Genomic DNA, 12,033 nt, shown 5'->3' with positions numbered 1-12,033 from the left:
AAGGCCAGCGTTTTAGCTCTCATGGACCATCAGCTGCACCGCCGTACGCCGGCGGTAATTCTCATAGATCCCCAGCGCCAGCAGCGAAAAGAAAGCCGGTCCGCCGACCATCCACAGCGCGCTGCTCCAGTCACCCGCTTCCATCACCGGCTCAATCACGGTAAAGATATTGGCAAATGCCACCACCAGTACCACAAGGGCGGTCGCCAGCAGCGTCGAGCCGCGGTTTTTAAAAATCACAAAGGGGCGATCGAGATCCTGCTTCGCCTTAAAAAAAGGAAATGCCAGCGTTAAAAACAGATACGGCAGCGTCATAGAGACATTCGCCATCAGCGTCAGTTTGTTATAAAACGCCGACGCGGTATCGCCCCCAAAGGAAACCAGCAGAATAAACACGCTCACCAGCAGGCACTGCCACCACATGGCGTTCGCCGGCATACCGTTAGCGTTAATTCGCGTCATTGCTGAAGGCCAGAGCGCTTTTGGCGTGCCCTGAATAATCGCCTTTAACGGCGAGTAGCTCAGGGTAAAGAAAGCGCCGGTATAAGCGAGGAACATGGCGAGTCCGGTGATTCTGGCAAACCATAATCCGCTCAGGGCGGCGACGGCGGGCGGCAGATGCATCGCATTAGCCAGGGTGGCGCCAAGGCTGGTCATCAGCATGTAGGTGATATTACCGAGGTTCGTGGAAGGGTTGCTCAATACCTGCTGCCAGTTGGCGCTCACGCCCCACAGAACAATCGCCAGCGAATAGCCAACAGAAATGACGACCGCCGCGATAACAATGCCTTTGGCAAAATTCTTTTCCGGCTGCTCGGTTTTATCCACCAGACCGCCAACCGCTTCGATTCCGCCGTAGGCAAAGATGGCAAAAACCACGAACGATAGCATCGCCAGACCGGACTGATAGCCTGGATTAGGCGAGGCCGTGAAATCCAATGGTTGGGCAAAATGGCCGCCGTTGAGCAGTAAAATCACCAGGCTCACCAGCAGCAGGACCAGATTAAGGCCCATGACCGCGATCCCGCCGACGGCGGTAATTTTGGCGATTTTGTGCATGCCTTTTACCGCGACAAAGGTCACCAGCAGCATCCAGCACGCGGCAAGAATACCGACCGTTTGCGTGGAGGTCAGTCCGGCCAGCGCCCAGGATTGCGTTTTATCCGCGCCGAATAAGAATGTGGAAAACGGCACCCAAATTTTAGCCGCCGTGCTGACCATCCAGACCACATAGGATGAAAACCACATAAAGGCCCCCATAAACGCAAAGCGCGGGCCGACGCTATGATTCATCCATGAATAGATCCCGCCCTCCTCCTTACGATAGGCCGCTCCCATCTCCGCCATCATTAGCGCAAAAGGGATAAAGAAAAACAGAGCGGAGAAGAGATAAAACGGCATCGCGCTGTAGCCCATCAGGTAGAACGCAGAGGGGCTGTTTGCAAAACCAAATACCGAGGTGAAGATCATTAATATCAGCCCAATCAGGCTCATCTTCTTTATTTGCTGGTGCATAAATCTATCCAAACGCGGTATCGCGGCAGAGGATGCCGGATAGCCAAAAAAAATGAGCGCGGATAGTAGCAAAAACCCAAACGGTTCTTGTGGGTATTAGGGCTAAAAGGCGGGCTTCCCTTCCATCATCGAAAGGGAAGCTGAGAGAGGATCAGGCGCGGTCGACGGTGAAAGAGAGAACCTCACCGATGCTTTCTGCCCCCAGGGCCAGCATCACGACGCGGTCAACGCCCAGCGCCACGCCGGAACAATCCGGCAGCCCGGCTTCGAGAGCGGCCAGCAGATGACGATCGATTGGCTGCTGCGGCAGGCCGCGAGCGGCGCGCTTGCGGTTATCCTGCTCAAAACGCTGCTGCTGTTCGCGCGCATCGGTCAGCTCATGAAAACCGTTCGCCAGCTCAATGCCTTTGTAATAGACCTCGAAACGTTCCGCCACGCGGTGATCTTCGGTGCTGATTTGCGCCAGCGACGCCTGGCTTGCCGGGAAGTGATAAATAAACGTCGGACGATCTTTACCGATGTGCGGCTCGACGCCCATGGTAAAAAGTAGCTGAAGCAGCGTATCCCGGTCCTCTTCCGTATCGGCGATATTGCTCAGATCCAGCTTCGCCGCCACTTCACGCAGCTGCGTTTTATCCGCCGACAGCGGATCGATTTCCAGATGACGCTGGAAGGCTTGCTGATAGGAGAGGCTTTCGGCTGGCTGGCAGTCGAGGACCTGCTGGAGCAGATCGTCCACTTCATTGATCAGCCGGTACATGTCATAGCACGGACGATACCACTCCAGCATGGTGAATTCCGGGTTATGGTGGCGCCCCATCTCTTCATTGCGGAAGCTACGGCACAGCTGAAAGACCGGGCCGCAGCCGGCCGCCAGCAGGCGCTTCATGTGATACTCCGGGCTGGTCATCAGGTACAGGTTCAGCCCCTGAGAATGACCAGGACCGACGAAACGCGTCTCAAACGGGACCATATGAATATCCGTCACCGTCGCCTGACTCATGCAGGGCGTCTCCACCTCCAGCACGCCGCGGTCGGTAAAGAAACGGCGAATTTCCGCCATGACCGCTGCACGTTTTAATAGATTTGGAATGGATGCGCTCGGCTGCCAGGTTGCCGTTTCGCTCATGGTACGTTCTCCGATTTGAAACAAGGGCACGAAGTCTACTCGTAACTGGCGGATGAAACAAATTTTGTGCGAATACGTAAACGCGTTACATACACTTAATTTATTGATAACCCAAAAACATAAAGCAATGAGATAAACGACCGCACAGAACGATAAAAAAATCGAACACGTCAATTTTCCCTCATAACCCTACGGCTATACTCCTTACCTATAAAGGAGCAGTGATACGTTTTCGCCAGCCCGGCGGCGAAATAAACAAAAACTGGAGGAATGTCGTGCAAACTTTTCAAGCCGATCTTGCCGTAATAGGCGCAGGCGGAGCAGGTCTTCGCGCCGCAATAGCCGCCGCGCAAGCTAATCCAAATGCAAAAATCGCTCTAATTTCAAAAGTCTATCCTATGCGCAGCCATACCGTTGCTGCTGAAGGGGGTTCCGCTGCCGTCGCGCAGGATCATGATAGCTTCGAGTACCATTTTCACGACACCGTTGCCGGCGGCGACTGGCTATGTGAGCAGGACGTCGTTGACTACTTCGTTCATCACTGCCCGACGGAAATGACCCAGCTCGAACAGTGGGGATGCCCGTGGAGCCGCCGCCCGGACGGCAGCGTCAACGTCCGGCGATTCGGCGGTATGAAGATCGAACGAACCTGGTTCGCTGCCGATAAAACCGGCTTTCATATGCTGCACACCCTGTTCCAGACCTCGCTTCAATTCCCGCAAATCCAACGCTTCGACGAACATTTTGTTCTGGATATTCTGGTCGATGATGGGCAGGCTCGCGGTCTGGTCGCGATGAATATGATGGAAGGTACGCTGGTGCAGATCCGCGCCAACGCGGTAGTTCTGGCTACCGGCGGCGCTGGACGCGTGTATCGCTACAATACCAACGGCGGTATCGTCACCGGCGACGGGATGGGTATGGCGCTCAGCCACGGCGTACCGCTGCGCGATATGGAGTTCGTGCAGTATCACCCCACCGGCCTGCCGGGCTCCGGTATTCTGATGACGGAAGGCTGCCGCGGCGAAGGCGGTATTCTGGTCAACAAGAACGGCTACCGCTACCTGCAGGATTACGGCATGGGTCCGGAAACCCCGCTGGGCGAACCGAAAAATAAATATATGGAGCTGGGTCCGCGCGATAAAGTCTCCCAGGCTTTCTGGCACGAATGGCGCAAGGGCAACACGATCCCTACGCCGCGAGGCGATGTGGTCTATCTCGATCTGCGCCATTTGGGTGAGAAAAAGCTGCTTGAACGTCTGCCGTTTATCTGTGAACTCTCGAAAGCCTACGTTGGCGTCGATCCGGTAAAAGAGCCGATTCCGGTGCGTCCAACCGCACACTACACCATGGGCGGGATCGAAACCGACCAGCAGTGTGAAACCCGTATCAAAGGGCTGTTTGCCGTTGGCGAGTGTTCTTCTGTGGGTCTGCACGGCGCCAACCGCCTTGGCTCCAACTCCCTGGCGGAGCTGGTGGTCTTTGGTCGTCTGGCCGGTGAGCAGGCCATGCAGCGCGCAACCGAAGCGGGCGAAGCCAATAGCGCCGCGCTGGACGCGCAGGTCGTCGATATCGAGAAGCGCCTGAAAGATCTGGTTAATCAGGAAGGTAACGAGAACTGGGCGAAGATTCGCGACGAAATGGGTCTGTCGATGGAAGAAGGCTGCGGCATCTACCGTACGCCGGAGCTCATGCAGAAAACGGTCGATAAGCTCGCCGAGCTGCAGGAGCGCTTCAAGCGCGTGCGGATCACCGACACGTCCAGCGTGTTCAATACCGACCTGCTGTACACCATCGAACTGGGCCATGGTCTGAACGTCGCCGAATGTATGGCGCATTCCGCCCTCGCGCGTAAAGAGTCCCGCGGCGCGCATCAGCGCCTGGATGAAGGCTGCACCGAGCGCGACGACGTCAACTTCCTCAAGCATACCCTCGCCTTCCGCGATGCCGATGGTCACACCAGTCTGGAGTACAGTGATGTGAAAATCACCACTCTGCCGCCGGCAAAACGCGTGTACGGTGCGGAAGCGGAAGCAGCCGAGAAGAAGGAGACGACGAATGGCTGAGATGAAAAACATGAAAGTCGAAGTGGTGCGCTACAACCCGGAAGTGGACATCGCACCGCACAGCGCTTTCTATGAAGTTCCCTATGATGAGCAAACCTCGCTGCTTGATGCGCTGGGCTATATCAAAGACAACCTCGCGCCGGACCTCAGCTACCGCTGGTCCTGCCGCATGGCGATTTGCGGTTCCTGCGGCATGATGGTGAACAAGGTGCCAAAACTGGCCTGCAAAACCTTCCTGCGCGAATACACCAAAGGCATTAAAGTCGAGGCGCTGGCTAACTTCCCGATTGAGCGCGATCTGGTGGTCGATATGACCCACTTTATTGAAAGCCTGGAAGCGATTAAGCCGTACATCATTGGCAACCCGCGCACGCCCGATCAGGGGCCTAACACCCAGACCCCGGCGCAAATGGCCAAGTACCACCAGTTCTCCGGCTGCATTAACTGCGGCCTGTGCTACGCGGCCTGCCCGCAGTTTGGTCTTAATCCGGAGTTTATCGGCCCGGCGGCGATCACCCTCGCCCATCGCTACAACGAAGACAGCCGCGACCACGGTAAAAAGGAACGTATGGCGCAGCTTAACGGCCAGAATGGCGTCTGGACATGTACATTCGTGGGCTACTGCTCCGAAGTCTGCCCGAAACACGTCGACCCGGCGGCCGCGATCCAGCAGGGCAAGGTAGAAAGCTCGAAAGACTTTCTTATCGCCACCCTGAAACCACGCTAAGGAGTGCAGTATGACGACTAAACGCAAACCCTACGTGCGGCCGATGCCGTCCACCTGGTGGAAAAAGCTGCCGTTTTATCGCTTCTATATGCTGCGTGAGGGAACAGCGGTACCCACGGTCTGGTTCAGCATCGTGCTGATTTACGGATTGTTCGCACTGAAGCACGGTGCGGAGAGCTGGGCCGGGTATATCGGTTTTCTGCAAAATCCGATTGTCGTGATCCTGAACCTGATCACGCTTGCAGCCGCGCTGCTGCATACCAAAACCTGGTTTGAGCTGGCACCGAAAGCTGCCAATATTATCCTTAAAGGCGAGAAAATGGGGCCAGAGCCGGTTATTAAGGGGCTTTGGGTCGTCACTGCGGTCGTCACCGTGGTGATCCTGTTTGTCGCGCTGTTCTGGTAAGGAGGCTGGAATGATTAATCCCAAACCAAAACGTTCTGATGAACCGGTATTCTGGGGGCTGTTTGGCGCTGGCGGCATGTGGGGAGCGATTGTCGCCCCCGTTATCGTGCTGCTGGTGGGTATTATGCTGCCGCTCGGACTGGCGCCCGCGGACGCCTTCAGCTACGAACGCGTGCTGGCTTTCGCCCATAGCTTTATTGGCCGCGCATTCATTTTCCTGATGATTGTGCTGCCGCTATGGTGTGGACTTCACCGTATTCACCATGCGATGCATGATTTGAAAATTCACGTACCCAACGGTAAGTGGGTCTTCTACGGCCTCGCGGCGATTCTGACCGTCGTCACTCTGGTCGGCATATTGTTCATCTAAAGCGCTCGGCGGAGGCCGCTTTTACCTCCTCGGCGATAAGCCCGGTAGCATTATGTTACCGGGCTCGCTTCTCAAGAAAATTCTGCCGCATTTTTCCTGCCTGAATCTACACTTAGCTTAAAACTGGCAAGGAAAACATTATGCGTCTGCTACCCGTTATTGCGGTTGTTGCCGCTTCATTTCTGCTTGTAGCCTGCAGCGCGCCGACGCCACCTTCTGGCGTAACCGTGGTCAGTCCGTTCAACCCTCAACGCTATCTTGGCACCTGGTATGAGATTGCCCGCTTCGATCACCATTTTGAGAGCGGTTTAGAAAAAGTTACCGCAACCTATAGCCTGCGCGACGATGGTGGGCTGGACGTGGTCAATAAGGGATACAACCCCGACCGGGGGATGAGGCAGAAAACCGACGGCGTGGCTTACTTTACCGGGGAGCCCACGCGAGCCGCGCTGAAAGTGTCGTTTTTCGGCCCCTTCTATGGCGGCTATAACGTGATTGCGCTGGACAAGGATTATCGCTACGCGCTGGTTTGCGGACCTGACCGGGATTATCTCTGGCTACTGGCGCGAGCGCCGAAAATCCCGCCAGAAGTGAAGCAGCAGATGCTGGATATCGCTACCCGGCAGGGATTCGACGTCAGCAAACTGCTGTGGGTCAATCAGCAGTATTAATGCGCGCTCATTTTCAAGCCAATGATACCAATCACAATACACGCCAGGCTGGCAATGCGCATCGGGCTGGCGGATTCGCCTAGCAGGATAATCCCCGTCACGGCTGCGCCGACCGCGCCAATTCCGGTCCAAACGGCGTAAGCCGTCCCCACGGGTAGCGTTTTCATCGCCCACGACAACAGCGCCATGCTGATGACCATGGCGGCAATCGTTATCACGCTTGGCACCAGGCGGCTAAACCCATGGGTATATTTCAGGCCGACAGCCCAGACGACTTCCAGCAGACCCGCGATAAACAGAATAAACCAGGACATATGGCTCCTTTGATGGGGCCGTCCCCAGATGTGAAACGCTTACAGGCCGTCCCGTAAGGTAGATGATATTCCGCAGGAATTATACACGACGTGGCAACGGTGAGGAAGAACGGTACGACCAACGGCCGTACCGCCATGGTCTATTGCTGAGCTTTGGTCGCGGCGCCCGAAATCGCGCTACCGCCTTCTGAAATATCCTGACCTACACCGCGCGTGGTGTTACATGCGGTCAGTACAGAGGAAAGTGCCAAAACCGTAAAGAACGCTGCAATCGCTTTTTTTACCATAATGTCATCCTTATTAACCAGTTTTAGTTATCGTGCTCTATAAGCATAGACAAACTGGTCCAGGATGAGGGAAGCGAGACGATTTTTAAGAGAAAAAGAAGTGAAGAAAGTGAATCAGATAGAGCGTGAGTATATGAATAAGAATTGCCTGATGAAATAAGATTAGCTGACCGCGTGAGAAATAGCATGACCCAGGCTCTGGATATCCTCGCCCACGCCGCGAGCCGTATTGCACCCGGCAAGCAGAGAGCCGCTCAGCAATAACAGTAGCAACAGTTTCAGTGTAGGACTCATCTTCCTTGCCTGCGGTTTCAACCTGTAGAGGCGCAGCATGGCGCTGCGCCAACTCTTTCGCCGCCTGAATTACTTCACGCGGGAGACGTATTCGCCAGAACGAGTATCGACTTTGATGACTTCGCCAATCTGTACGAACAGAGGAACTTTAACCACTGCGCCAGTGGACAGCGTTGCAGGCTTGCCGCCGGTACCCGCAGTATCGCCTTTCAGGCCTGGATCGGTTTCAACTATTTCCAGCTCAACAAAGTTTGGCGGGGTGACGGAAATAGGCTGACCGTTCCACAGGGTCACGATGCATTCAGCCTGATCCAGCAGCCACTTAGCGTTATCGCCAACGGCTTTAGCATCAGCGGCCAGCTGTTCGAAGGTAGAGTTGTTCATAAAGTGCCAGAACTCACCGTCGTTATACAGGTAAGTCAGGTTCATATCGACAACGTCCGCACCTTCAGCAGAATCGGTAGACTTGAAGGTTTTCTCAACGCGAGTACCGGTCAACAGGCGGCGCAGCTTAACGCGCGCGAAAGCCTGGCCTTTGCCGGGTTTAACGAATTCACTGGCTTCAACGGCATAAGGTTCGCCGTCCATCATGATTTTAAGACCGGCACGAAAATCGTTGCTATAGTAAGTCGCCATAAGGCCCTCTGAAATTTTGTTAATTGGTAGCTAAGCCACAAAATGGCGCATATTGTAACCCTAAATACCCCATCCAGAGAAGATTGGTTAACGCAACTTGCCGATGTTGTGACCAGTCCTGATGAACTGCTGCATCTTTTAAATGTAGACGCAGATGCGAATCTATTGGCAGGACGTGATGCTAAGCGCCTGTTCGCACTGCGTGTTCCGCGGGCGTTTATTGCCCGTATGGAGCCAGGCAATCCCAACGATCCTCTTCTACGTCAGGTACTTACCTCCCAGGAAGAGTTTATTAATGCCCCAGGATTCTCTACCGATCCGCTGGAAGAACAGCATAGCGTGGTACCCGGTCTGCTGCATAAATACAGCAACCGTGCGCTACTGCTGGTGAAAGGCGGCTGCGCGGTAAATTGTCGTTATTGCTTCCGTCGTCACTTCCCCTATGCTGAAAACCAGGGCAATAAGCGTAACTGGCAGCAGGCCCTGGAGTACATTTCGGCACATCCCCAGCTGGATGAGATCATTTTTTCCGGCGGCGATCCGCTTATGGCCAAGGATCATGAACTCGACTGGCTATTGACGCAGCTGGAATCTATTCCGCACATCAAGCGCCTGCGTATTCACAGCCGGCTGCCCATTGTGATTCCTGCGCGTATAACTGATACGCTGGTTGCCCGTATTGCTGCATCATCGTTACAGGTACTGCTGGTAAACCACGTTAACCACGCCAACGAGATTGATGCGGCGTTTCGTGCGTCCATGAAAAAAATGCGTATGGCTGGCGTGACCTTATTGAATCAAAGCGTGCTGCTGCGCGGCGTAAATGATAACGCCAACACGCTTGCCGACCTGAGCAACGCGCTATTCGACGCCGGCGTCATGCCTTATTATCTGCACGTGTTAGACAAAGTGCAGGGAGCGGCGCATTTTATGGTCAGTGACGAAGAGGCCAGAGCGATCGTGCGCGAATTGCTGACGCTGGTGTCCGGCTATTTAGTACCAAAACTTGCGCGGGAAATCGGCGGGGAACCCAGCAAGACGCCCCTCGACTTGGGGTTAAAGCAGCAATAGTCAATCCGTCTGCCGGGCATGGCCAGGCAGACTGCCTATTTGCTATTACTCACTGGTATATAAATACTACTGCTTAATCATTTTCGTAAAACCAGCCGTTATCCTTTCTGAAAGAAAGTAAAAGCAAATATAAAAGCAAGCTGTTAACCCATTCATTAAAGCTACAAGAAAAGAGAAAGAATGTTTGCTGCGGTCATAACCAATAGCAGGGGTAAAATCCACTTTGGTAATTTGAACTCTGTTGCTTTATTGTCATTGAAACTTTTTTGCGCATCTTCCTGAATGGCTAAATTATGAGTCACATTGTTCTCAACCGGAGGCGAAGATGTGCTCGCGGTGATCTGCACATTTTCAGGGTTTTCTGGCTCTTTTTCGTCCGTTCGGAAGAATGACGCGATATTTGATCCTGCGGCGAGAACAAATCCCCGCTGCCTTACTGTGACAATAATATCTTGCGATAATCCTGCTTTCAGTAATGATTTTCTTAGCAAGGAAATGTTCTGATAGAACGTATTCTGAGAAACAACAATCCCTCTATTTTTCCACACTATATCCAGAAACTCCTCCCTGGATATAATCTTCCCGTTGCTTTCGAGCAAAAGTTGCAGGCAGCGTGCCGTTGGCACATTGAGGGTCACGCTGTCCCCATTCTCTCCTACAGGCTGTAGCTCATTCATATTTACATTAAAAATAACTTCATTATTAATGATATATTCATTGAATATCATAATCCCAATCCTCTCTCACCATTCCATATGAAACAAAGATGAATTAAATTCAAATTCACCTTTAGCAAACACAACACATCCCTTTTAGCCTGCCAGATTAGATAATTTCAAGGATAAATTCCCGCTCCTCCCAGAGCAAAGATAATATTATCATGATATTTGAACCAAAGGGAAGACTGATTTACAACTATACGTTCCAGATACGCTCGTTATTATCTACGAAGTCTACTTGTGAATTTGCAACCTTCAATAAACAAGCTTTAAATTCAAGCAGAATTCACATGCATTTTATCTACCCTGCACTTAGATTTGTTACCGCTCCGGCACAATACGCGCTGATTTGTACAATAGTGGCGGCAGGAGAAAGATAACGATAGCGCTCAGGCAGCATAGCGGAATGCTAGTTATTACTATTCATACTAATTAACATCCACGCCATGACGCTATTCAGGACTTTAGTATCTCTATATGGATTAAATAAATGAAAAAAACAATTGTAGCTGTAATGGTCGCTGCTTCAGCAGTTCTGAGTGCCCAGGCTTTTGCGGCAGGGAACAGTTCTAACCTGACTATTCTGGGCAACGTAACCGACACCGGCGAATCCTGTAACGTAACGCCGTCCGCGATGATTTCAGGCGGATCTTTAACGCTGGATGATGTAAAAGCATCCGTGCTGGAGGCCCTGGCTGTCAACGCACCGTATATGTCTACAGCAAAAGATATTGAGTACAAAATCGAAGACTGCCAGAAAGGCGCTAAAGACTTTAGTGGCAATATCAACGTCACCGTAACAGGCGACTATATCAGCGGCCAGGATGACGTGCTGACCAACTCCGCGGCCAGCCCGGCGACTAACGCTGCGGTTACCGTGGTTAATACCGATGGAACCCGCGTAAGCTTCACCGGCACTACGCCTAAGGTTATTGCATATACTGCGGGTACGCCTTCTTATCTGCGTTATAAAGCCGCATACGTTAAAACCGCAAATGGCGTTACCGATGGTGCAGTTAAGGGTGTAGCAACCTTTACTATTAGCTACTAATAAGCATGCCGGGGTTTACCTGAGGTAAACCCCATTCTTATATTCAGGGAATGAATTATGCTGAAGTCATTATTAAGGCTAACTACACTTTCTTTTATTACCATCAGCTTTGTAGCCCACAGCGGAGTCGTGGTGGATTCAACCCGTCATCTTTATAAAGAAGGCGCGCGCGAAATCAGCGCAAACATTGAAAATAAAGATGATACGCCATATCTTATTAAATCCTGGGTAGAAGCACCTGAAGGAACGAAAGACAGCTTTTTTATGGTGACGCCTCCGCTTTTCCGTCTGGAGGGAAAGCAAACGAATACGGTGCGTGTTTTTCCTAATGCGTATATATCCAAAGCACCGCAGGATCGTGAAACCGTCTACTTCTTTAACGTTATGTCTATCCCGCCAACCAGCGATAGTGAAGCCGATAAAAACAAGCTGCAGCTCGCTGTTCGCCACAGAATGCGCCTCATCTATCGTCCACGCGCTATTCAGGATATGAATATTACTACTGAGGCCAAAAATCTGCAGTGGCGTAAGTCCGGTAATAAAATAACGTTAAAAAACCCGACCCCATTCTTTATTTATTTTAAAACAATAACAATAAACGGCAGGGATATTACTAGTTCAGTTAATAACATTGATGCTTTTTCCAGCAAAGAATTTACTTTGCCTGCAGGTATAAATGGTTCAGAGATCGTATGGAAGGTGGCTACGGATAATGGGGGCTCGGGCCCAGCTAACACCTCATCGATTTAAATTCTTTTTCATTGGCCAGGGTGAAAA

At 52.3% G+C, this 12,033-nt stretch carries 15 protein-coding genes; 8 read left to right on the top strand and 7 right to left on the bottom strand.

Annotated elements, in window-relative coordinates; translation table 11 throughout:
• Nucleotides 1–12 precede the first annotated feature (12 nt).
• Both yjeM and epmA read right to left on the bottom strand, forming a co-directional pair.
• Nucleotides 13–1,515 (bottom strand): glutamate/gamma-aminobutyrate family transporter YjeM, encoded by a 1,503-nt coding sequence (yjeM, locus tag MKleb_RS02370; RefSeq protein ID WP_025107639.1) that lies wholly within the window; start codon nucleotides 1,513–1,515, stop codon nucleotides 13–15.
• Nucleotides 1,516–1,666: 151 nt separating this feature from the next.
• Nucleotides 1,667–2,644: an elongation factor P--(R)-beta-lysine ligase gene (gene epmA, locus MKleb_RS02365; protein WP_025107640.1), complete on the bottom strand. Its 978-nt coding sequence runs from the start codon at nucleotides 2,642–2,644 to the stop codon at nucleotides 1,667–1,669.
• Nucleotides 2,645–2,919: 275 nt separating this feature from the next.
• Here epmA and frdA point away from each other — a divergent pair, with 275 nt between their 5' ends.
• From frdA to MKleb_RS02340, 5 genes are all read left to right on the top strand, one after another.
• Complete coding sequence (frdA, locus tag MKleb_RS02360; protein WP_025107641.1) at nucleotides 2,920–4,710, top strand: fumarate reductase (quinol) flavoprotein subunit; 1,791 nt, start codon at nucleotides 2,920–2,922, stop codon at nucleotides 4,708–4,710.
• Complete coding sequence (locus tag MKleb_RS02355; protein WP_004097940.1) at nucleotides 4,703–5,437, top strand: succinate dehydrogenase/fumarate reductase iron-sulfur subunit; 735 nt, start codon at nucleotides 4,703–4,705, stop codon at nucleotides 5,435–5,437. Before frdA ends, MKleb_RS02355 begins: the two co-directional genes overlap by 8 nt.
• A 10-nt stretch (nucleotides 5,438–5,447) precedes the next feature.
• Nucleotides 5,448–5,843 carry a fumarate reductase subunit FrdC gene (frdC, locus tag MKleb_RS02350; RefSeq protein ID WP_004097939.1) on the top strand — a complete coding sequence of 132 codons (396 nt, stop codon included), beginning with the start codon at nucleotides 5,448–5,450 and terminating at the stop codon, nucleotides 5,841–5,843.
• Nucleotides 5,844–5,853: 10 nt separating this feature from the next.
• Complete coding sequence (frdD, locus tag MKleb_RS02345) at nucleotides 5,854–6,213, top strand: fumarate reductase subunit FrdD (RefSeq protein WP_004097938.1); 360 nt, start codon at nucleotides 5,854–5,856, stop codon at nucleotides 6,211–6,213.
• 140 nt (nucleotides 6,214–6,353) lie between these two features.
• Complete coding sequence (locus MKleb_RS02340; protein ID WP_217076427.1) at nucleotides 6,354–6,884, top strand: lipocalin family protein; 531 nt, start codon at nucleotides 6,354–6,356, stop codon at nucleotides 6,882–6,884.
• On the opposite strand, the gene sugE is transcribed toward MKleb_RS02340, so the two are convergent.
• From sugE to efp, 4 genes are all read right to left on the bottom strand, one after another.
• Nucleotides 6,881–7,198 carry a quaternary ammonium compound efflux SMR transporter SugE gene (gene sugE, locus MKleb_RS02335; protein WP_014227609.1) on the bottom strand — a complete coding sequence of 106 codons (318 nt, stop codon included), beginning with the start codon at nucleotides 7,196–7,198 and terminating at the stop codon, nucleotides 6,881–6,883. The two genes, MKleb_RS02340 and sugE, sit on opposite strands and share 4 nt — an antisense overlap.
• A 140-nt stretch (nucleotides 7,199–7,338) precedes the next feature.
• Nucleotides 7,339–7,485 (bottom strand): lipoprotein toxin entericidin B, encoded by a 147-nt coding sequence (ecnB, locus tag MKleb_RS02330; protein ID WP_004097935.1) that lies wholly within the window; start codon nucleotides 7,483–7,485, stop codon nucleotides 7,339–7,341.
• A gap of 162 nt (nucleotides 7,486–7,647) precedes the next feature.
• Complete coding sequence (locus tag MKleb_RS02325; protein WP_025107643.1) at nucleotides 7,648–7,779, bottom strand: entericidin A/B family lipoprotein; 132 nt, start codon at nucleotides 7,777–7,779, stop codon at nucleotides 7,648–7,650.
• Nucleotides 7,780–7,848: 69 nt separating this feature from the next.
• Entirely contained in the window at nucleotides 7,849–8,415 is a 567-nt protein-coding gene (gene efp, locus MKleb_RS02320; protein WP_004097931.1) for an elongation factor P, read from the bottom strand.
• A gap of 42 nt (nucleotides 8,416–8,457) precedes the next feature.
• Between efp and epmB the strand changes: the two genes are divergently transcribed.
• Nucleotides 8,458–9,486, top strand: a complete 1,029-nt coding sequence (gene epmB / locus MKleb_RS02315; RefSeq protein WP_025107644.1) for an EF-P beta-lysylation protein EpmB — start codon at nucleotides 8,458–8,460, stop codon at nucleotides 9,484–9,486.
• A 161-nt stretch (nucleotides 9,487–9,647) separates the two neighbouring features.
• On the opposite strand, the gene MKleb_RS02310 is transcribed toward epmB, so the two are convergent.
• A complete protein-coding gene (locus tag MKleb_RS02310; protein ID WP_004097927.1) occupies nucleotides 9,648–10,214 on the bottom strand; it encodes a winged helix-turn-helix domain-containing protein in 567 nt (188 codons plus the stop codon).
• A 481-nt stretch (nucleotides 10,215–10,695) separates the two neighbouring features.
• On the opposite strand from MKleb_RS02310, the gene MKleb_RS02305 reads away from it, so the two are divergent.
• Nucleotides 10,696–11,256, top strand: coding sequence for a fimbrial protein (locus tag MKleb_RS02305; protein WP_025107645.1), 561 nt, complete (start codon nucleotides 10,696–10,698; stop codon nucleotides 11,254–11,256).
• A 57-nt stretch (nucleotides 11,257–11,313) separates the two neighbouring features.
• Nucleotides 11,314–12,006, top strand: coding sequence for a fimbrial biogenesis chaperone (locus MKleb_RS02300; RefSeq protein ID WP_025107646.1), 693 nt, complete (start codon nucleotides 11,314–11,316; stop codon nucleotides 12,004–12,006).
• Nucleotides 12,007–12,033: the final 27 nt, after the last annotated feature.

This window comes from Klebsiella sp. PL-2018, assembly GCF_019048985.1.
GTDB classification, from domain to species: Bacteria; Pseudomonadota; Gammaproteobacteria; order Enterobacterales; family Enterobacteriaceae; genus Klebsiella; species Klebsiella michiganensis.
Note: the sequence above shows the minus strand (reverse complement) of the source record. Positions and strands in the feature narration are given on the sequence as shown.

Coding starts and splice junctions, on each gene's coding strand:
- yjeM (WP_025107639.1), bottom strand. CDS start 1,515: ATGCACCAGCAAATAAAGAAGATGAGCCTGATTGGGCTGATATTAATG.
- epmA (WP_025107640.1), bottom strand. CDS start 2,644: ATGAGCGAAACGGCAACCTGGCAGCCGAGCGCATCCATTCCAAATCTA.
- MKleb_RS02355 (WP_004097940.1), top strand. CDS start 4,703: ATGGCTGAGATGAAAAACATGAAAGTCGAAGTGGTGCGCTACAACCCG.
- frdC (WP_004097939.1), top strand. CDS start 5,448: ATGACGACTAAACGCAAACCCTACGTGCGGCCGATGCCGTCCACCTGG.
- frdD (WP_004097938.1), top strand. CDS start 5,854: ATGATTAATCCCAAACCAAAACGTTCTGATGAACCGGTATTCTGGGGG.
- MKleb_RS02340 (WP_217076427.1), top strand. CDS start 6,354: ATGCGTCTGCTACCCGTTATTGCGGTTGTTGCCGCTTCATTTCTGCTT.
- sugE (WP_014227609.1), bottom strand. CDS start 7,198: ATGTCCTGGTTTATTCTGTTTATCGCGGGTCTGCTGGAAGTCGTCTGG.
- ecnB (WP_004097935.1), bottom strand. CDS start 7,485: ATGGTAAAAAAAGCGATTGCAGCGTTCTTTACGGTTTTGGCACTTTCC.
- MKleb_RS02325 (WP_025107643.1), bottom strand. CDS start 7,779: ATGAGTCCTACACTGAAACTGTTGCTACTGTTATTGCTGAGCGGCTCT.
- efp (WP_004097931.1), bottom strand. CDS start 8,415: ATGGCGACTTACTATAGCAACGATTTTCGTGCCGGTCTTAAAATCATG.
- epmB (WP_025107644.1), top strand. CDS start 8,458: ATGGCGCATATTGTAACCCTAAATACCCCATCCAGAGAAGATTGGTTA.
- MKleb_RS02310 (WP_004097927.1), bottom strand. CDS start 10,214: ATGATATTCAATGAATATATCATTAATAATGAAGTTATTTTTAATGTA.
- MKleb_RS02305 (WP_025107645.1), top strand. CDS start 10,696: ATGAAAAAAACAATTGTAGCTGTAATGGTCGCTGCTTCAGCAGTTCTG.
- MKleb_RS02300 (WP_025107646.1), top strand. CDS start 11,314: ATGCTGAAGTCATTATTAAGGCTAACTACACTTTCTTTTATTACCATC.